The 21784-nt window shown below is 32.5% G+C and carries 16 protein-coding genes and 1 pseudogene; 6 read left to right on the top strand and 11 right to left on the bottom strand.

All coding sequences use genetic code 11. The features are described 5' to 3' along the window. Positions 1-171 precede the first annotated feature (171 nt). Positions 172-1035, top strand: a complete 864-nt coding sequence (locus ACIQ2Z_RS09155; protein ID WP_396183843.1) for a winged helix-turn-helix domain-containing protein — start codon at positions 172-174, stop codon at positions 1033-1035. 281 nt (positions 1036-1316) lie between these two features. Here the strand turns inward: ACIQ2Z_RS09155 and yaaA are convergent, their stop codons facing one another. From yaaA to ACIQ2Z_RS09180, 5 genes are all read right to left on the bottom strand, one after another. Continuing rightward, the gene (gene yaaA, locus ACIQ2Z_RS09160) at positions 1317-2078 is read right to left on the bottom strand and encodes a peroxide stress protein YaaA (RefSeq protein WP_396183844.1); all 762 of its coding nucleotides are present in this window, start codon (positions 2076-2078) and stop codon (positions 1317-1319) included. Positions 2079-2261: 183 nt separating this feature from the next. Further along, positions 2262-2948, bottom strand: coding sequence for a (d)CMP kinase (gene cmk, locus ACIQ2Z_RS09165; protein WP_396183845.1), 687 nt, complete (start codon positions 2946-2948; stop codon positions 2262-2264). 58 nt (positions 2949-3006) lie between these two features. Beyond that, positions 3007-4026, bottom strand: coding sequence for a type IX secretion system protein PorQ (gene porQ, locus ACIQ2Z_RS09170; protein WP_396183846.1), 1020 nt, complete (start codon positions 4024-4026; stop codon positions 3007-3009). A gap of 137 nt (positions 4027-4163) precedes the next feature. Continuing rightward, positions 4164-6614 (bottom strand): endopeptidase La, encoded by a 2451-nt coding sequence (gene lon / locus ACIQ2Z_RS09175; RefSeq protein ID WP_396183847.1) that lies wholly within the window; start codon positions 6612-6614, stop codon positions 4164-4166. Between the two features lie 191 nt (positions 6615-6805). Further along, positions 6806-7528 carry a hypothetical protein gene (locus tag ACIQ2Z_RS09180; RefSeq protein ID WP_396183848.1) on the bottom strand — a complete coding sequence of 241 codons (723 nt, stop codon included), beginning with the start codon at positions 7526-7528 and terminating at the stop codon, positions 6806-6808. Between the two features lie 127 nt (positions 7529-7655). Here ACIQ2Z_RS09180 and ACIQ2Z_RS09185 point away from each other — a divergent pair, with 127 nt between their 5' ends. The 4 genes from ACIQ2Z_RS09185 to ACIQ2Z_RS09200 are packed head-to-tail and all read left to right on the top strand — an operon-like array spanning position 7656 to position 10534. Beyond that, entirely contained in the window at positions 7656-8204 is a 549-nt protein-coding gene (locus tag ACIQ2Z_RS09185) for an RNA polymerase sigma factor (protein WP_396183864.1), read from the top strand. 2 nt (positions 8205-8206) lie between these two features. Then, complete coding sequence (locus ACIQ2Z_RS09190; RefSeq protein ID WP_396183849.1) at positions 8207-8752, top strand: anti-sigma factor; 546 nt, start codon at positions 8207-8209, stop codon at positions 8750-8752. After that, entirely contained in the window at positions 8736-9791 is a 1056-nt protein-coding gene (locus tag ACIQ2Z_RS09195; RefSeq protein ID WP_396183850.1) for a hypothetical protein, read from the top strand. Before ACIQ2Z_RS09190 ends, ACIQ2Z_RS09195 begins: the two co-directional genes overlap by 17 nt. A gap of 20 nt (positions 9792-9811) precedes the next feature. Beyond that, positions 9812-10534 (top strand): head GIN domain-containing protein, encoded by a 723-nt coding sequence (locus ACIQ2Z_RS09200; RefSeq protein WP_396183851.1) that lies wholly within the window; start codon positions 9812-9814, stop codon positions 10532-10534. A 1-nt stretch (position 10535) separates the two neighbouring features. On the opposite strand, the gene ACIQ2Z_RS09205 is transcribed toward ACIQ2Z_RS09200, so the two are convergent. From ACIQ2Z_RS09205 to ACIQ2Z_RS09230, 6 genes and pseudogenes are all read right to left on the bottom strand, one after another. Next, positions 10536-11858, bottom strand: coding sequence for an MFS transporter (locus ACIQ2Z_RS09205; protein WP_396183852.1), 1323 nt, complete (start codon positions 11856-11858; stop codon positions 10536-10538). A gap of 62 nt (positions 11859-11920) precedes the next feature. After that, positions 11921-12738 (bottom strand): annotated as a pseudogene (locus ACIQ2Z_RS09210) (M48 family metallopeptidase). 43 nt (positions 12739-12781) lie between these two features. Beyond that, positions 12782-15181 (bottom strand): glycoside hydrolase family 31 protein, encoded by a 2400-nt coding sequence (locus ACIQ2Z_RS09215; protein ID WP_396183853.1) that lies wholly within the window; start codon positions 15179-15181, stop codon positions 12782-12784. 140 nt (positions 15182-15321) lie between these two features. Beyond that, complete coding sequence (glgB, locus tag ACIQ2Z_RS09220; protein ID WP_396183854.1) at positions 15322-17229, bottom strand: 1,4-alpha-glucan branching protein GlgB; 1908 nt, start codon at positions 17227-17229, stop codon at positions 15322-15324. A 56-nt stretch (positions 17230-17285) separates the two neighbouring features. Further along, entirely contained in the window at positions 17286-18908 is a 1623-nt protein-coding gene (locus ACIQ2Z_RS09225; protein ID WP_396183855.1) for a trehalose synthase, read from the bottom strand. 2 nt (positions 18909-18910) lie between these two features. Then, entirely contained in the window at positions 18911-20842 is a 1932-nt protein-coding gene (locus tag ACIQ2Z_RS09230; RefSeq protein WP_396183856.1) for an alpha-1,4-glucan--maltose-1-phosphate maltosyltransferase, read from the bottom strand. A 74-nt stretch (positions 20843-20916) separates the two neighbouring features. On the opposite strand from ACIQ2Z_RS09230, the gene ACIQ2Z_RS09235 reads away from it, so the two are divergent. After that, complete coding sequence (locus ACIQ2Z_RS09235; RefSeq protein WP_396183857.1) at positions 20917-21780, top strand: alpha/beta fold hydrolase; 864 nt, start codon at positions 20917-20919, stop codon at positions 21778-21780. Positions 21781-21784: the final 4 nt, after the last annotated feature.

Genomic DNA, 21784 nt, shown 5'->3' on the forward strand with positions numbered 1-21784 from the left:
TTTTCATTGTTGTTTACTTATTATTATAAAGTATGTATAAGATAAAGTTCATCTATTCGCCCAAACTTGATGTAAAACTACTGCTATCAATTGTTTAAAATGCAAAAAATATGTAAAAGAAGTGTCAACTGTTTTAAAAAATCACAAAATTGTTTGTTATTTGCAGGACTTATGAATCAACGAAAAATTTATTTCTTAGGAAGTCTTTGCCTAGCAATTTTTGCTGTCATCATGCTTTTAATTCCTGATAAAAAAAATGAAAGCTTTTCTGAATTAGTCAAAATCGCATTGCGTGATGTGGGAAATAAATTATTGCTGGCTGATCAAGACAGTACCTCACTAATATTGCCGGTTCATCAAATAGAAGAATCAAAATACCAACTTTCCTTTGAAAAAGAACTGACCATTTACCCGGATACTTTGGTAAAAATTGTTCAACAAAGCTTTCAAAAAGCAAATCTTCCCTCCCATTATCAAATTGAAGTGAAGCAATGCAAAGACTTTGAAGTGGCGTATAGTTTTCTGAAAAATGCCAACGTTGAAAAAGATATTGTTCCTTGTGGTGGACGAAACATGCCACAAAAATGCTATACAATTGAAGTACGCTTTTCAGAAAAAACTGTCACTTCAAGTAATAAAATCATTTGGTTAGTGCTTTTTTCATTAGGTATCATTGCAGCTTTTCTGTTTTTTCCTAAACGAAAAAATAGTATCCAATTTGATCCAACTACTGAAAATGGAATCTCACTTGGCAAGTTTCAATTCTATCCCGATGAAAATAAATTAATGGTGAAAGCCGTTGAAATCAGTCTTTCCAAAAAAGAAGTAGAACTTTTGACACTTTTTGTGGCCAACCCGAATAAAATCATCAAACGAGAAGAACTTTCCAAAAGAGTGTGGGAAGATCATGGGGTTTTTGTGGGGAGAAGCTTAGATACGTACGTTTCTAAATTACGAAAAAAATTGAGTGAGGATGACTCCATTAAATTAACGAACGTGCATGGAATTGGGTATGTGTTGGAAGTGAAAGAATAAGTTTAAATTGGAACGCAGATCCCGAAGCTTCGGGACGGATTGCTTCGCAAACGCAGATTTTTACGGATTTTGATAGCTTCGCTATAAAAGGATAAAAGCGGATTAATGACTGCAAATTATCAATTCTAAGCAAATCCCAAACCTGAAACTTGAAACCTGAAACATGAAACCTGAAACATGAAACATGAAACATGAAACATGAAACTTGAAACTTGAAACCTGAAACTTGAAACCTGAAACTTGAAACTTGAAACCTCAAACCTGAAACTTGAAACAAAAAACTACCTCGTAAACACCAACCGATTCCCTTTACTCAAATTCGCATCAAACGCATAACCTTCATAATTAAAACCTTTTAAATCTTCAATCGTTTCGGCATTCGTATCAATGATGTATCGCACCATCATGCCTCTCGCCTTTTTAGCAAAGAAACTGATCATTTTTAATTTTCCGTCCTTGTAGTCTTTGAACTCGGGAATGATGACGGGGACTTTCAAGGCTTTAACATCCACGGCATCAAAATATTCGTTACTTGCTAAATTAATGAATAGTTCGTCTTTCTCAAGTTCGCTATTCAATTGTTTGGTGATTTTTGCTTTCCAAAATTCATATAAATTCTTGCTTTTGCCAACAGGAAATTTCGTTCCCATTTCCAATCGATACGGCTGCATCAAATCCAACGGTTTCAACAAACCATACAATCCCGAAAGAATGCGGAGTTTGTCTTGTAGAACTTCTAATTTTTCGGCTGGTACCGTTTTTATGTCCAAACCAATATACACATCACCATTAAACGCATAAATCGCTTGTCGAGAATTTTCTGGTGTAAAATTCTCCAAATTCCGTTCTTGATTGCGTTGCCAGTTTAAATCGGCCAATTTATCTGAAATATCCATTAATTCCATTAATTTTTTTGGCTTTTGCTTTTTCAACTGTTTGTGAATGACATTCGCTTCTTTTAAAAAACAGGAAGTAGTGGATTGTTGTATGGGTAGCGGACTTTCAAAATCCAATGATTTGGCGGGTGATATAACGATTTTCATAGTTGTTTGTTTTGTTTTCTCGCAAAGTCGCAAAGTTTAAAATGCATTCTTAGCGACTTTGCGAGAAAATTATTTTTAAATCCAAAAGTATCTGAAATGAATTCAAAAATACAAATTGAATAATGAAAATCACAACCCATTAAATGGAAATTAATGATTATTCTATCAATAAAACTAATTAACTTAATTATAAAACTTATATATTAAATCCAAAACCAATGCAAATTGTTCCTCTTTAGTTAACGTAGAATTATCAATTTCAATAGCATCATGAGCTTTTACTAAAGGAGAGTCATCACGTTGGGTATCAATATAATCTCTTTCTTGAACATTTTGCAAAACATCTTGATAAGAAACATGCTGCCCTTTTTCTATCAATTCATCGTGTCTTCGCTTTGCTCTGGTATGTGCACTCGCTGTCATAAATAATTTCAATTCCGCATCCGGAAAAACGACAGTTCCAATATCACGGCCATCCATCACAACCGCTTTTTTGTTGCCCATTGCTTGTTGTTGCTCAACTAATTTAGCTCTTACTTCTGAAATTTCGGCTATTTTACTTACTAAACGGGAAACTTCAATGGTACGAATTTCGTTTTCAATATTTACATCATTCAAAAACATTTCTGCAAATCCTAATTCGGGATTAAATTGAAAATGAAGTTTTATTTCTGGTAATTTTTTAATTAATCCTTCTTTATCTAAATAATCTTCTGAGACCAACTTATTTTGCATCGCAAATAGAGTCACTGCACGATACATTGCCCCAGAATCAACATAAACATAACCTAAATGTTTCGCTAATTGTTTGGCTAAGGTACTTTTACCGGTGGATGAAAATCCGTCTATGGCGATGGTAATGTTGTTCATATTTTGAGTTGCTGAGTAACAAAATGATCTTTTTATTTACTCTATTTCAATTTTTATCCTACTGCAAATTTAAGGTTAAACCAAATAAACTTGTATTGGCTGCTATAGTATATCGGGAATAGGAATAATCAAAACGAATTCGGTTAAATCGCAAACTGAAACCGGCTGAAATTCCGGAAAAATGACGTTTATCTACAACGCGGAGCTCTTCACTTCTTCTGAAATTATATCCCACTCGAATATTAAACGGTTTTCCGGGAAAAAATTCTGCTCCTAATATCAAATGTCGTAAAGCATTATTAAAAAACGATACCTTTTCTTCCTCACTTCCGCCATCTAATGATCCTTGAGCTCGTGCCGGATTTGAAAAAGAAACATTCCATTGCTGTAAATTTTCTAATGTAATATGCCATCGAATAGGTACATTTTCAACACTTTGAGAAATACCGGCAATAATCTCAAACGGTAATTTTTCTTGAGTTCCGGCATAAGTTGTAAATTGAGTTCCAAAATTTCTAATGACTAATGCATAATTAATGTCGTTATCTTCATCAATATATAAAGCTCCAACATCAATGGCTCCTCCAAATGAATTATAACTTTCCAACGTTGAGGTAATCAATTTTGCATTTGCACCTATATAAAAATCACTAAAAGGAATATTATAGGAATAGCCGAAAGATAAAGCAACTTCACTACCTGTAAAGTCTGAAGTTAATGCTCCGTTTTCATCTCTTCCTTCAAAATTACCATAATTCACATAATTCACACCGGCATGAAAAGTTTGCACATGACGATCATAGGTATAAGCATATGAAGCTGTTCCGTAAGTAACTTCTCCATAATAATTTGCATAATTTACTGAAAGATGATTATGCATTTCTTGATTGATACTTGCCGGATTGAAAAGAGCTGCGTTGACATCGTAATCAAAATTAGTAATTACTTTGCCGCCCAATGCTGCTTGTCGAGGTGAAGTGACGAGGTTCAAAAACTGATAAACTGATTGTCCACCAATTTGGCTGTAACTTACAGAACAAAAAAGAACAAATAATAGTTTTAAAAAGTTTTTAAACATTAGAAAGGTACACAGTTAGATAAATGATAACGACAATGCTAAGATATTATTTTTTGTTCAGTAATTTTTAATGAAATTAAAATCAATAAAAAAGTTGGTGCCTTTTTGACACCAACTTATATAGAAACAAAATTTAGTTATAATTTTTTTGCGTATTTTACTTTTTGATTGGTGATGGCTATTGCAATAACCTCACTCATTTCCTTTACATAATGAAAAGTTAATCCTTCTAAATATTCAGGTTTAATTTCATCAATATCACTTTTGTTATCGGCACAAAGAATAATTTCTTTAATATTGGCTCTTTTTGCCGCTAAAATCTTTTCTTTAATTCCACCCACCGGAAGTACTTTTCCTCTCAATGTAATTTCACCGGTCATTGCTAAACTCTTTTTAATTCTTTTTTGAGTTAAGACAGAAACCAAAGATGTCAACATGGCAATACCTGCACTAGGTCCATCTTTAGGTGTGGCTCCTTCCGGAACGTGAATGTGAATATTATAGTTTTGTAACACTTGCTGGGAAATTGCAAACATATCTTCATTTGATTTGATATACTCCATAGCAATAGTAGCTGATTCTTTCATTACCGTACCTAAATTTCCAGTTAAGGTTAACGTGCCTTTTCCTTTGGAAATCAGTGACTCAATAAATAGTATATCTCCTCCAACACTTGTCCATGCTAATCCGGTTACTACTCCGGCTACTTCATTACCTTCCGATTTATCTCTTTCCAAACGTGGAGCTCCAAGCGTTTTGATGATATCTTCGTCGGTCACTTTAATATTATATTCTTCCTCCATGGCAACCGATTTGGCAGCATTTCGAATGACTTGAGCTAATTTTTGTTCTAAAGCTCTTACACCAGATTCTCGGGTATAACCTTCTATTATTTTCTCTAATTGGCGATTTCCAATGGTTAAATGTTTTGCCATTAAACCATGTTCTTTTAATTGTTTTGGAAATAAATGTTGACGGGCAATTTCAACTTTTTCTTCAATTGTATAGCCGGTCATTTTGATAACTTCCATCCTATCTTGCAAGGCAGGTTGAATGGTAGACATCGTATTTGATGTTGCGATAAACATGACTTTAGACAAATCATAACCCATTTCTAAGAAGTTGTCATAGAATTCACTGTTTTGTTCAGGGTCCAAAACTTCTAATAAAGCAGAAGATGGATCACCGGAATGGCTGACAGATAATTTATCTATTTCATCTAACACAAAAACCGGATTTGATGTTCCTGCTTTTTTAATACTTTGCAATATTCGTCCCGGCATCGCTCCTATATAGGTTTTACGATGTCCGCGAATTTCAGCTTCATCTCTTAATCCACCTAAAGACATACGAACGTATTCACGACCTAAAGCTTTGGCAATTGATTTTCCGATAGACGTTTTTCCTACTCCAGGAGGACCGGTTAAACATAGAATCGGTGATTTCATATCATTTCGCAATTTTAAAACGGCTAAATGTTCTATGATGCGTTTTTTAACATCTTCCAATCCAAAGTGATCTTTGTCTAATATTTTTTGAGCTCTCTTTAAATCAAAAATGTCTTTCGAAAAATGATTCCAAGGCAATTCTAAGAAGAGCTCTAAATAATTACGAAGTATGCCAAAATCAGGTGATTGAGGATTAGTTCGCTGTAATTTAGAAATTTCTTTTTCAAAATGTTTCTCTGTTTTCTCGTCCCATTTCTTGCTTTTTGCTTTGGCACGCATTTCATCAATTTCTTGATCATACGAAACACCTCCTAATTCTTCTTGGATGGTTTTCATTTGTTGATGCAAGAAATACTCCCGTTGTTGTTGGTCTAAATCAACTCTAACTTTTGATTGAATATCATTTCGCAACTCTAACTTTTGCAACTCCGTATTCATATATCGCAAGGTAGTTAAAGCACGCTCTTTTAGAATATTCATCATTAACAAACTTTGCTTCTCTTTCACATCTAAATTCATATTAGAGGAAACAAAATTTATTAAAAACGATTGACTTTCAATATTTTTAATAGCAAAAGTAGCTTCTGTTGGTATATTTGGACTTTCTTTTATTATTCGAATAGCCATTTCTTTGATTGACTCAATGATAGCTCCAAACTCTGTATCCGTTTTACTCGGTCTTTTTTCGGGTACTTCTTTAACTAATGCATTTAGATAAGGTTCTTCAGAAATTACTTTTGTGATTTCAAATCGTTTTTTTCCTTGAATAATAACCGTTACATTACCATCGGGCATTTTTAGAACCCGCAAAATTTGAGCTACAGTTCCAATAGAATGAATGTCATCTCGTTTTGGATCTTCAACATCTTCATCTTTTTGAGCCACTACCCCGATTACTTTTCCGGCTGCATTTGCATCATTGATTAACTTAATGGATTTATCTCGACCTGCTGTAATTGGTATTACAACACCAGGAAAAAGAACCGTGTTTCTAAGCGGTAAAATTGCTAGCGAATTTGGCAACTCTTCGTTTGCCATTATCTCTTCATCTTCAGGGGATAATAACGGTATTAAATCGGCTTCTGTATCGAAATCGTGTAGTGACAAATTGTCAAGTGTTAAGATATTGTGATTTGACATATAATGTTTTTAGTCAAGTTGTCAGTTATTTTTTTACGTCTAAGGCTAACAAATATAAGCTATCAGATTGATTTGCAGGTAATAAAAACCTACAAAAACGATGAAATGCATCCTAGCGGTATTTAATAGACAAAATGCATGCCATAAAACCGCTTTTTTTTTAAGAAAAAACGGATATACTATTTAAGTAATTAATTAAGCATATACGATTGAAGTTCGCTAATAGTATTTGTGCCATCTAAGACATTACGGTATTTTACCAATCCAATGTCTTTTGCAAACCAATAATAATTTTTATTGATTATGCCTTGTGTTGTTTGAACCAATTCAACTCTAATTATATCTGTATAAGTCACAGAACCAATTGTCAAACTTGCCTCTCGTTCTAGAATTTTTCCTTCAATTTGGACGGATGTTGTTATAGGTGCTGAACCTTCAACTGTGGTTGTTTGAGTTAAATTTTGAGTCCAAGTTTCATCCACTTCCAAAAAGTCTTTTAAAACAATAATTTCTAAAGGTGAAACTGTAATTGTTGGTGTACCAGGAATAATAACTTCCGCACGATAATAGTAAACACCATTCATTTTTCTGGACATAACTGTTCCTGAAAAAGGAGCTCCATTTGTTGACGTTCCCACAAAATTATTGTATTTGTAATATGTATTATTGTTTATCTGTTGTGTACTAATAATTTTCATTGGCTCTTGGGCTAATCCATTTTCATTAAAAACCCATTGGTTATTAACTGACATAGGCCAATAATTTCCTGTAGAAATTCCATTGTCGTTATCCTCATCATTATTGTCATCTGGAAATTGGATGGCCGGATCAATTGGTTCAAATTCACTGGAACATGAAAATAGTGATGACGTAATAATAAAGAAAGACACTATAAGTAGGATAACCTTTTTCATTCGATATAATTTTTTTTTTCAAATATAAATATTTGTACTCATCAACTAAACGATTTTAAGCTTTATTTTTACAAAACTGTAACATTTGAATAAACAAGCTGTCTTTAAATCAAATCATGTTAATCAATTGAGTTTAGCAAACGAAAATATTGAGCATTTACTATCGCTCTGCAAACAAAAAAATCAAACCGCTCAATTTGAAGTGTATCAACGCTATTGTAAGGCGATGTATAATGTTGCACTGAGAATTGTAAAGGATGAACATTTTGCAGAAGATGTAATGCAAGAAGGATTTTTAAGGGCTTTTCTAAAATTGGATGATTTTAAAAACGAAGTAACTTTTGGTGCTTGGTTAAAGCGGATTATCATCAATTACAGTATTGATTTTTATAAGAAAAACAGTTTTTATAATCATGATGATTTTGAAACAAAAGTCTTTAAAATAGAACAAAAAGAAGAAACTGATAATTCAGATTATTCAACTTTAAAAGTTAGGGAAATTCATGCAGCTATGAATGAATTAAATGAGAATTATCGCCTGATTTTAAATTTAATATTGATTGAAGGGTATGATTATGAAGAAGTTTGTGAAATTCTAAACATCAGTTATGCGAATTGTAGGACTACTTTCAGTAGAGCCAAAGAAAGTTTAAAAACAAAATTAGAAAAGAAATAAAAATGAAAAAGAGTGAAGACCCTATCGAATCAATTTTTGAACGTTTAGACAACCAATGGGATACAGAATTACCCAATTTTGGACATGCGGATAGATTTATGGGAAAATTAAATCGTCAACCTGTTCAAAAGAAGAAAAACAAATGGAAATCATTCGCCATTGCCGCTTCTTTATTGTTAACAGCCGGTTTAATTACCTTTTATCAATATACTAATAAACCAATCGATCAATGGGAAAACGCTTCTGTTCAAACCAAAGAAACACACGACTATTTTGCTTCTGTTGTTGAGAAAGAATTAGCCATTTTAAAAGCAAATCAAACGAAAGAAACTGAGCCTATCATTGCTGACGGTTTAAAGCAAATGAAAGTTTTTGAATCAGATTATCAAAAAATAATCATAGAACTTCAAAAAAATGGAGATACAAAACAAATACTTTATGCCATGATTGTAAATTTTCAAACCCGAATTTCCTTTTTAGAAGATATCATCAAACAAATTGAAATCATTAATCATCAAAATACAATAGAAAATGAAAAATCTAGTTAACTTACTCATACTCTTGTTTATTGCAAGTACAAGTTTTGCAAAAGAACATAATGGAAAATACACCAAACAAAAAACGATTAAAAAAACTGTTTTGGTAAATTCCGATGCTACAGTTTCAATTGATAATAAATATGGAAATATGATGATAACCACTTGGGATGAAGACAAAATTGACATAGAAGTGGTTGTAACTATTAGTGCTGATTCTGAAAAATGGGTTGACCAAAAACTAGCATCAATAACTGTTGATTTTAATGGTAGTAAAAGTCTATATAGTGCTGAAACAATTTTTGATAAAAGTGATAATTATGGAAAAAGTAGCAGTATGGAAGTAAATTACACCGTAAAAATACCAAAAAACGGGAGCGTAAAATTAGATAATAAATATGGTAATATTGTGATGCACGACTTAAATGGAAGTTCAGACATTGTTTGCAAATACGGAAAAATCACCTTAGGGAAACTTAATAATTCATCTAATAACATAAAAATCGATTATTGCTCAAAATCCAGTATTGAATCAGTTAAAAACGCAACCATAAATGCCAAATATTCCGGATTAGTTCTATCTGATTTCAGCAATTTAGATTTAAATTCAAGTTACACTGATGTTTCTATTTTGAATGGGAACAATTTAACTTACCAGAGCAATTATGGTAAAATTTCGGTTGGAAAAGTTACAAATTTAGAAGGAAACGGAAATTATCTTACTATAAAAATAGCTGAAATTCAAAGTTATTTAAAATTGACTACCAATTATAGTAAAATAACTTTAAATGCTGTTTCAGAAAAAGCAAATAATATAGCTATAAATGCAGGTTATACAGATATTAAAATAAACCACAATCCTAATTATTATTTTGATTTTGATATTACTACAAAATATGCCAATTTTAAAAGTGATGCCGATTTAGAATATAATTCTAGAATTGAAACACAATCCAGCAAATCATACAAAGGCTTTTACAAAAAAAGTGGCGTAAATAAAATGAGTATTGTTTCAAATTACGGCAATATCAACTTAACTCAAAATTTATAATCAATCATAAAAAAATTATCATGAAAAAATTATTCTTATTTGCTTGTCTTTTCTGTTTATCAACATCTTTTGGACAATGGGATTCTAAATCTATAAAAGGTAAAGGGAAATTCTCTACAAAAGAAGTTATTACATCAGATTATGAAACAGTAAATGTTTCTGGGTCATTTTTTGTTACCTTAATAGAGGGAAATGAAGGAAAAATAAATATCAAAGCCGAAGAAAATTTACTAGAATACATAGTAGTTGAATCCAATGATGGTTCATTGAATATAAGACCTGAAAAAGGCTATAATATAATGGCTTCAAAAGGGAATAAAATAGAAATAACTGTACCCATAAAAGAAATTTCAAAAGTTAGTTTAGCCGGTTCAGGTGACATAATTTCAAATTTTATAATTAAAGCTTACATTTTTAAAGCAACTTTAGCCGGCTCAGGTGATGTGAAATTAGCAATTGAATGTGACTCTTTAGAAACTCAGGTTGCCGGTTCGGGAGACATTGAATTAAAAGGAAGAACAAAAAACCATGAAGCGAGTGTGGCCGGTTCAGGTGATATCAAAGCTTTTGAATTAGTTTCTGAAAATTCAAAAGTAAATGTATCCGGTTCCGGAGACATTAAAGTGAATTGCACAGAATTTATAGAAGCTCGTGTTGCGGGTTCCGGAGATATTGAATATAAAGGAAATCCTAAAAAAGTTGACACTAAAGTGGCTGGTTCTGGAACAATAAAATTGATATAAATTAATCTGCGTTTGAAAAATCATTTTCTTCAAACGCAGTATTTTTTGGTACTCTGAGCAATAAAATCAAACCTGCTACAAAGAAAGCGCCCAAAAATACTATTGCATTTCGCATACTTCCCGTTATTTGGTCAATCAAGCCATAAATTACCATTCCTATCACAATTCCTATTTTCTCGGCTACATCATAAAAACTGAAATAGGAAGCTGTATCATCTGTTTTGGGTAAAAACTTTGAATAAGTTGAACGGGACAAAGCTTGGATTCCTCCCATTACTAATCCTACAAAGCCGGCTGTTATATAAAAATGAATTGGTTCAGTTACAAAATATGCAAACACACAAATGATTGCCCAAATTGTATTGACAAAAATCAATGTTGGAATATTTCCAAATTTTTCTGATGCTTTGGATGTTAGCATTGCTCCCAAAACAGCAACCAGTTGAATAACTAAAATACTGATGATTAATCCGGTGGTTTTTTCGCTATCACTTGACCAGTTGATTTCCTGTTCTCCAAAATAGGTTGCTACCAACATTACTGTTTGAACGGCCATACTGTAAACAAAAAAAGCATTTAAATAACGGAAAAGTCGCAAGTTTTGTGATATTTGATTATATACCTTTCGCAATTCTCTAAATCCGTTTAAAATAACATTTTTGGAGAATTTGTCTGCATTTTTATTTCCTTTTGGAAGGTACCAAAACGTATATTGAGCAAAAACAATCCACCAAATTCCGGTTAAAACAAAAGCCATTCGCATTGCATGTAAAGCTTCCTCTCCTTCTTTTCCAATAATAATATATAAGTTTACCAAAAGTAAAATCACACTGCCTACATACCCCATTGAATACCCTTTGGCACTCAAACTGTCTTGTTGTTCTTTGAATGCGATGTCGGGCAAATACGAATTATAAAACACCCAACTTCCCCAAAAACCAATCAAACCAAAGAAGAAACAAATAATTCCAAAATAAATAGTATCTGCAGTAAACCAATACATTCCAATACAAGACAGTGCTCCTAAATAGCAAAAAAATTGCATAAACCGCTTTTTGTTTCCTGCAAAATCGGCAATACCTGATAAAATTGGAGAAAAAAATGCAACACATAAAAAAGCAAACGCAGTAACATAACTAATCAAAGCAGTGCTTTTAAACTCTATGCCTAAGAATAGAATATTTTGATTTTCTTTAGGAAATAAAAAACCGAAATACAGAGGAAAAATGGATGATGAAATTACTAATGAATAAACTGAATTTGCCCAATCATAAAACGCCCAGGCATTCAATAATTTTTTATTTCCTTTTGCAAGTGTGCTCATAGGTTACATTTTTGACATAAAAAAACTGTTCCTTTCAGAACAGCTTCGAATATAGTAATTATTTATTTGAAAACTACACCGTATTTGGCTGCTTCAGTTTTTGCTTCAGGTATCCATTTTGTTAAATTAAAAACACGAGTATTGTGTGAAGGATGCGTACTCATAAATTCAGCTGGTTCTTGGCCTCCTGAAGCTTCGCCCATTCTTTTCCAAAAAGGAACTGAGGCTTCAGGATTGTATCCTGCAAAGCCATTAAAATTAAGGCTATTTTATCTGCTTCACTTTCATGACTTCTACTAAAAGGCAACATTCCCCCTAATTGAGTTGTTGCTTCATAAGCGGTCATGGCCAGTTGTTGTGATTCTTGAGACTTATTTCCAGTCGTTACTCCTGCTTCAACAGCTCCAATTTCTTGTAGCATTCCGGCACTCATTCGTTGTTGGCCGTGATTCAAAAGTGCATGAGCAACCTCATGTCCCATTACTGTTGCTAATCCTGCCTCATCTTGTGTGATTGGTAAAATTCCGGTGTACACAACGATTTTTCCACCAGGCTTGCACCAAGCATTAATTGCTTTGTCATCAACCAACTTATATTCCCATTTAAAATCTTTTAAATATTCAGGTTTTCCAACAGCTTTTAACCATTTTTAAGCAGCTTGTTTAATTTTAATTCCAACAGTTTCTACTCGCTTAGCATCTGCTGTACCTAAAATTACTTTATTTTCTTTCAAAAAAGCATAATATTGTTGAAAGGCCGAGGGAAATATTGAACTATTATCTACTAAAGCTAGAGTACTTTTACCTGTTAATGGATTTGTAGCACAGCCCACAATAAGTACAAAAAAACCGAACAAACCAAACGCCATAATTCTTTTCATAATTGTATAAAATTTTGTTTTCTACATAATTACGACTATTAAACTACTTACCCACTATGTGTAGTTCTGTAAAGAATTTATCCACCAATAAAGTGTTTTTTCCATCAAAAGAAACAGTACTAAATGATACTTTTTCATTATCAATTTCGATAGATGAAACTTTAAAAGGTAGTCCAATCAAATTAATCCTAAACTTTGAATAATTTGTCATAAACTCTCCTTCTTTGTGTAATTGAATAATCAATTCTTTTTCTTTTCCTGTCAAATTGAATGTTCGCAAAGAAAATCTCCCTTTATTATAATCATAGCCATCATGAGCATCTTCATATAATACTGATTTCTCTTTACCAAATTTGTAATAAACATCCAAGGTGATTTCTTCAAACTCTTTTTCGCCAACAAATTGCTGAATAGGATATTTAGGAATGATTGCTCCTTCTTTTATAAAAATTGGAATTTGATCATAATTTGTAGCTACCCAAAGTTCTTTTTTTCCTTCTACCAATTCATTCGTCCAATAATTATACCAATTCCCTTTCGGTAAATACATTCTTCGTCCAATTGCATTTGGTTCTAAAATTGGGCAAACCAAAATTTGATTTCCAAAAATAAACTCATCTGTTCTGTAAAGCGTTTGAATATCTTCCTGGTCAAAATAAACTAATGGTTTCAGCATAGGTTCGCCTTCATTGACATATTTCCAGAACATGGTGTATAAATAGGGAAGTAATTGGTAACGAAGATTTACGAATTTTCGAGCAATATCAATAACTTCCTCCCCAAAAGACCAAGGTTCCTGTTCACCGTGATCTCCGGATGAATGCGTTCTACAAAAAGGATGAAACACACCTAATTGTATCCATCGAGCATATAATTCACCGGAAGGTTGTTCTGCAAATCCTCCAATATCAGAACCGGTAAAACCCATTCCGCTTATTGACATGCGTTGCATTTGGATATTTGCTACCCATAAATGTTCCCATGAAGCGACATTATCTCCTGTCCATGAAGAGGTATATCGTTGTGCGCCTGAATAAGCAGAACGTGTGATAATAAAAGGTCTTTTCGGATAAGCAAATCGCTTTACGCCTTCATAGGTTGCACGTGCCATTTGTGTTCCATAAATATTATGCGCTTTTCGGTGACTACAAGGATTTCCATCATAATCATGTCGAACATCCATTGGGAAAGTTTTACCAGGAACATCCATTACAGCAGGTTCATTCATGTCATTCCAAACGCCTTTTACACCAATATCAGAAATCAATTCTTTATATAAACCTGCCCACCATTCTCGGACTTCAGGATTTGTAAAATCCGGAAAATTACATTCACCTGGCCAAACTTTTCCTTTCATATAAGGTCCGTCCGCACGTTTACAGAAATAATCTTTTTCTAAAGCTTCGTTGTAAACTGAATATTCTTTGTCAATTTTTATTCCGGGATCAATAATAACAACCGTTTTAAATCCATCTTTTGCTAATTCCGCTACCATTCTTTTCGGATCCGGGAAATATTCTTCACTCCAAGTAAAACATCGAAAGCCTTCCATGTAATCTATATCTAAATAAATGGCATCACATGGTATTTGTAATTTTCTAAAAGTTGACGTAATTTCTTTTACTTTACTTTCCGGATAATAACTCCACTTACATTGGTGGTAACCCAAGGCCCATAAAGGCGGAAGTTCAGGTTTTCCAGTTAAATGAGTGTATGCTATAACCACATCTTTCATTTTTGGACCATAGATAAAATAATAATTCATCTCCCCTCCTTCAGCCCAAAAACTGGTTACGTTTCTTCTCTCATGGCAAAAATCAAAAAATGTTCTGAATGTATTATCGAAAAATACGCCATAAGCTTTGTCATGATGCAATCCGATATAAAAAGGAACAACTTTATACAAAGGATCTTGTTCCTTTTGAAAAGCATATTGGTCAGTTGCCCAATTTTCTAACCGTTTTCCTTTTAAATTCAAATGAGTAGCTTTATCTCCCATGCCATAATAACATTCCCCGTCATTAGCTTTCTTACTCATTTTGACGATATTTCCGCCAAATTCATAACTTTCTTCCCAATGAAATCCAATTTCATCATCTAAAATAGAAGAACCTTCTAAATCAAAAAGGGAGACTTTTGCATTTTCTTTATTAATTCTACAAACAATTTTGCTTGTAGTAATGGTATAGAAAGTATTTTGCTCTGCTACTTGAAGTTCATTATATCCATGTGATTGACCTTTGTCAATGGCATACGAAAAGTCTTTGTTAAAATATCCTTTTGTGGTGTAGCGAAAACGAATCATACTGTCACGAAGAATTGTAATTTTTAAAACTACATTGTTTTCAGTATAAAAATAAATGCTATCAACGTCTTGATTATATGCTATTATTTGAATTGGAAATTGATCTCCTTTATGTTCTAATTCTGTATTGGTAATCATAAGTTTAGGTTGTAGTGTTGCCAAATTTACAAAGATGAAAGTTTGAACAACTATTTTGATTTTAGGATTTATTAACTCAAACGTTTGCGTATATTAATAAAACAAAAACCCCTCTTAATTAGAGGGATTTTATTATTTATTTAAGAAATTTTAAAAACCGAAACACCCAACGGCGACAACGTCAATTCTGCCGAAAATTCTCTTCCGTTCCAAGGTTCATTTTCTATTTTGATGGCTTTGGGGTTTCCAATTCCACTTCCGCCATATTCTTTTTTGTCAGTATTAAAGAGTTCCGTCAATTTTCCTTTTGTTGGAACTCCTATTCGATAATTTTCTCTAACAACGGGAGTAAAATTACAAACGACAACCAAGTTTTCTTTTTCAATATTTCCTTTACGAATATAACTCAAAACTGCATTTTGTGCATCAGAATAATTAATCCATTCAAATCCATCAGCTGTAAATTGCTTTTCAAATAATGCCGGGTTATTTTTATACAGTCCGTTTAAATCTGTAATACACTTTTTAATACCATCGTGGAAAGCAAATTGTAACAAATTCCAATCTAAACTTCCATCAAATTTCCATTCAGCACTTTGTCCGAATTCTGATCCCATGAACAATAATTTCCCGCCGGGATGAGTAAACATATAACCATAAAGCAATCTTAAATTTGCAAAACGTTGCCATTCGTCACCAGTCATCCTACCTAAAATTGATTTCTTCCCATAAACAACTTCATCATGCGAAAGAGGCAACATGAAATTCTCAGTAAAGGCATACGTCATTGAAAAAGTTAAATCATTTTGATGGTATTTTCGATAAACAGATTCTTTTTGAAAGTATTGAAGCGTATCATGCATCCAACCCATCATCCACTTCATTCCAAAACCTAATCCTCCCAAAAATGTAGGACGGGAAACCATAGGAAAAGATGTACTTTCTTCTGCAATTGTTTGAACTCCTTCAAAATTAGCATAAACAGCTTCATTAAAATCTTTTAAAAAGCTGATTGTATCTAAATTTTCTCTTCCTCCATAAATATTTGGTTCCCATTCACCATCTTTTCTGGAATAATCTAAATATAACATCGAAGCAACGGCATCTACACGAAGTCCATCTACATGATAATGCTGTAACCAGAAGATGGCATTACTAATCAAAAAGGAACGCACTTCATTGCGACCATAATTAAAAACTAAACTCTTCCAATCGGGGTGATAACCTTTACGTCTGTCCGGATGTTCATAGAGGTTTGAACCATCAAAAAAACCAAGCCCGTGAGAATCATCAGGAAAATGGGAAGGTACCCAATCTAAAATAACGCCAATTCCGGCTTGGTGTAATTTATCGACTAAAAGCATAAAATCCTGTGGCTTTCCAAAGCGGGAAGTTGGTGCAAAATAACCTACTAATTGATAACCCCATGAAGGATCGTATGGATATTCCATAATTGGCATAAACTCCACGTGCGTAAAACCGGTTTCTTTGACATAATTCACCAAATCATCTGCTAATTCGATATAGGTTAAAAAACGGTTTTCTTCGACATTGCGTTTCCAGGAACCCAAATGAACTTCGTAAACAGAATATGGTTTATCTAAACCGTTTTTGTCTTTTCTGGAATCCATCCATTTTTTATCTTTCCACTTATAGTCTAAATCCCAAATAACAGAAGCGGTATGAGGCGGTTTTTCACAATATAAAGCAAATGGATCTGCCTTTTCAGTAACTATTCCGTTGTTGTTAGATTGAATTTTATATTTATAAATAGTTCCTTTATCGATTCCAGGTATAAACCCTTCCCAAATACCGGAAGCATCCCAACGAACTTGCAATTGATGTTCGCCTTGAATCCAATAGTTAAAATCCCCAACTACTGAAACTGATCTTGCGGACGGTGCCCAAACGGCAAAATAAACACCTTTAACACCATTGACTTTCGTTAGATGAGCTCCTAATTTTTCATATAATCTAAAATGTTTTCCGGCCTTAAATAAATCAATATCGAAATCGGTAAAAAGAGAATGCGGTTGTACTAAGTTCATGTTTTTTTTATTAACCCAATTAGGTACTATATTATTAATTGATTCTAATTCATTTTTTAATAATTCATAATACTCTGAATTCCTCTTAAGGGAATAACTGCCCAACGTGGTCTGGAATTGAGTTCATACCCTAGTTCATAAACCGCTTTTTCAAGCAAGCAATATTTTAAAAGAAAATCAATTTCATGATTATAACCAATGTTCAAATTACCGGATTGAGCTTTTTCAATGTAAGTTTCTAAAAAGACTCCAACAAAATATTTATATAAAATTTCTCCAGCTTTAAATAATTCTTCTTGTTCAAAAGGATATTTTTCTTTATTGTTAAAAATTGTTGCATAAATAGCATAATGAAATGAACGGAACATACCGGCAACATCTTTCAACGGCGGTTGTTTTACTTTTCGGTCACGAATGGTACTTTCCGGTTCGCCTTCAAAATCAAGAATATAAAAATCGTCTCCGTTAACTAAAACTTGTCCTAAATGATAATCACCGTGAATTCGAATTCGTTCTGATTTCATCTTTGTCCAATCAAAATCTACAAAATGTTTTCGGACTATTTTTTTGTTTTCCATAAATTGATGAGCCAACTCTAAAGCTAATCCGTCTAATTTATGCAAACTATTTTCAATAATATTTAATCTATTTTGAAACTGATATAACATTCTGTTTTTTAACCAAACGGTATAATCGCCATTATAAGTAGTTGGAGTAAAGGCGGTTTCATGAATATCACTACCCAAAGCAATATGCATTTCTGCCGTTCGAAGAGCCAATGTTTGAATGCGTAAAAACAAACCCAACCCAACCCAATCAATTATTTCCGGCGGAATTTCATTTATCTTTAATCTTTTAAACATTACTATGTCCGGTAATTTATCGATTTTTATTTTTTTACGTTTCAAATTATCAAAAACACCATCGGTTTGCTCCAACATAAATTTCCAAGCATCTCCTTGATTGGGAACCAATTCCTGCATTAAACCGAGCGTAATATTTCCTTCAGACAAAGCTAAATTGATACTTCCGGTATAAGCAGGAGAATTTGGAAAATGCATCCGCTCAGTTAAAAAACGACTGATTTCATAATCTGGATTAGTACTAACATAAATCCTTCTGAAAATCTTTAAAACATAGGTATCATTATAAATAATTGATGTATTACTTTGTTCCAATCCCATAAATCGTGATGATTCATATTCTTGGTTTTCAATAGTAGATCCTTTATGAAAAATAAGTTTATTTCCTTTAGTTTCTTTTGACTTTATAATATTATCAAACAGCATTTTACGAAAGTCTTCCTGATGTAAAGCATCAACCAAAAAACCCTCCTGATTTCCCATTTTAACAGGAGCAATTATAGTACTGGTATCTAATTCTTCCTTAGACATAAATGCTAAAGGCATAAAATAGTGTTGATAAAAAGCCTCTTTAAAATTGACTTCTAATAATACACCATAATAGGTATTTTTCTTTGAGGTCATTTTAAAATAATCAACTACATCAATATATTTTAGAGTACTCGCTTTTCCACCATACCACCGTTTGTTAATGATATAATTTTCTAAAATATCAGATGAAAAAACTTTAATAAAATCCTCTTCTTCAAAACAAGTTTTCCATTCTGTTTTAAATTCAAAAGTACTGGCGAAAGTGTCTTGGTTTGTTGAATCCATAATTATCGCTCGATTTTAAATAAATGAAAAGGTAAAGCAGGATATAATTCTACAAAATTCCATTCTTTATCCCATAAATAACTGTTGCCGGTAATTAAATCAGTCACTCGAACGGGTTGATTACCTATTTCTTCCAAAGGTAAGCGAACCATTGTTTGTTTTGGATAATATGGATCTAAATTACATATCATTAACGTATGATCTGTTTTAGAATCATTGAATTTATAATATGCCATTATTTGATCATTTTCAACCTTACAAAAAACAATATTATTGGTTTGTTGTAATGATTCATGCTGTTTACGAATATGATTTATTCTTGTTATAATTGTGGTAAGTTTATTTTTGGCTTCCCAATACCAATGATAAATTTCATATTTTTCAGAATTTAAATATTCTTCCTTTCCCGGTATCGCTTGATGAACCATAAATTCGTATGCTGGTCCATAAATCCCTATACTTGAACTTAATGTAGCTGCTAAAAAATACTTTTGAAGATATACCGATTCATTACCATTTTGCAATGCATAGGGCAAGATATCAGGTGTGTTAGGCCAAAAATTTGGTCGGAAAAATTCTCTTTGTTCCGTTTGAGTTAATTCCGTTATATAATCAATTAATTCTGCTTTAGAATTTCGCCAAGTGAAATAAGTATACGATTGCGTAAAACCTTGTTTTGCCAATTCATGCATAATTTTAGGTCTAGTAAAGGCTTCGGCTAAAAACAAAACATCAGGATGCTTCTTTTTTATTTCACTGATCAACCAACCCCAAAAATAAAAAGGTTTTGTGTGTGGATTATCAACTCTGTAAATTTTAATACCGCATTGTTCAATCCAATATAAAGCTACATCCAATAGTTCTTTCCAAAGATTTTTCCAATCGCCACTTTCAAAATAAATGGGTTGAATATCTTGGTATTTTTTGGGTGGATTTTCAGCATATTGAACGGTTCCATCCGGACGCCATTTAAACCATTGTGGAAAATCCTTTACATAAGGATGATCGGGTGCAGCTTGCAAAGCATAATCCATTGCAATTTCAATTCCCATTGATTGAGCTTTATTAACCAATGATTTAAAATCATCAATTGAACCCAACTCAGGATGTGTTGACGTATGCCCACCATATTTCGAACCAATTCCCCAGGGTGAACCTACATCTCCATTTTCGGCATTAGTTGCATTATTTTTACCTTTACGATTTACTTCTCCAATTGGATGAATAGGTGGGAAATACAATGTATCAAACCCCATTTCTAGTACTCTGGGCAACAATCGTTCACAATCTTTAAATGTTCCATGCTTACCAGGGTTTTCAGAAGCCGAACGAGGAAAAAACTCATACCAAGTGCTGAACAGTGCTTTTTTTCGGTCTACATAAACTTTTAATTCAGCTGAAGTATTGGCCAGTGTTCGGGTTGGGTATTTTAGAAAAATTTGATGTAATTCATTACTCAAAGCAAATTCAACAGCTTTGATATATAATTTTTCATCCTGAAATGATTTTATAACTTCATTTAAATATACTTTTTCTTCTTTGGAAACTTCCTTCAAAATAGCTAAACAATATTCAGCCCCTTCTAATAATTCTGATTTAACGTGTTGATTATCTTTAATTTTTCGTTCGGTACCATGCTGCCAATTCAAGGCATAATCAACCCACCCTTCAATAAAATAAGAATAAACCCCTTGTTTAATAACTTTAAAATCAACGCTCCATTCATCATTTTCAGTAGGAGACATTCTTACTTCAGACCACTTTTTTTCTAATTCATGTTTAAATTTTACACAACAAGCAATCACGTCGTGACCGTCTGAAAAAACATTTGCTGAAACTGAAACATTTTGATTAACTATTCTTTTTATATAAAAGACCCCACCGTCTAATTGCGGTTTTACATTTTCAATAATAATTCGGGTTTGGTTTTGCATTTTAAGTAATATTTATGAACTATAAATTTATAAAAAATAATTTTAAATTCTACCTTGCAATAAAATTTATTGAAATGTCAAAAAAAATCAAATCTGACAATCAATCCTTGCAGATTCCTAAGCTAATTCTACTTACAGCTAAATTATTACAATCAATTTCTTTAAATTTAGTGACACGATTTGCGGCAAAATTGTTTACAACTCCTATTAAACATAAAATTCCAAAAAGAGAATTGCCTATGGATAATAATAGTATTCAACAATTGGTAAAAATTCCGGCAATTAATAAAGAAATTATGATGTATCATTATGGTAAGAGTGAAAATAAAATTCTATTGGTTCATGGTTGGTCAGGTCGCGGAACACAACTTATAAAAATAGCAGATAATTTACTTGAATTAGGTTATTCTACAATAAGTTTTGATGCTCCAGCCCATGGAAAAAGTAAAGGTCAGTTTACGATTATGACCGAATTTATCGCTTCAATTTTGGAATTAGAAAAACAATATGGTCCTTTTGACTATGCTATTGGGCATTCTTTAGGAGGCATGTCGATTTTAAATGCCCTCAAACAAAACCTAAAAGTAAAAAAAGCAGTGATTATAGGCAGTGGAGATATTATTCAGGATATTGTTATTGATTTTGTAAAAAAATTACAATTAAAACCAATTATTGCTGATAAATTACAAAAGCATTTTGAAACCAAATTTGGGGAACCAATGAATAACTATTCAGCTTTTGTAGCTGCTAAAAATATTGAAATTCCAATACTAATTATTCATGATGCTAATGATGTTGAAGTTTCTGTTAAAGCAGCACATCACATCCACGAGCATCTAAAAAACAGTAAAATCATAATAACAAAAGAGTTAGGTCATCGTAAAATACTTGGAAATCAAAAAGTTATTGATGAAATAAATGAATTTATTAAGTGTTAAACAA

Origin of the sequence: Flavobacterium sp. (assembly GCF_044361015.1) — a bacterium.
In the GTDB taxonomy this organism is placed as follows: Bacteria; Bacteroidota; Bacteroidia; order Flavobacteriales; family Flavobacteriaceae; genus Flavobacterium.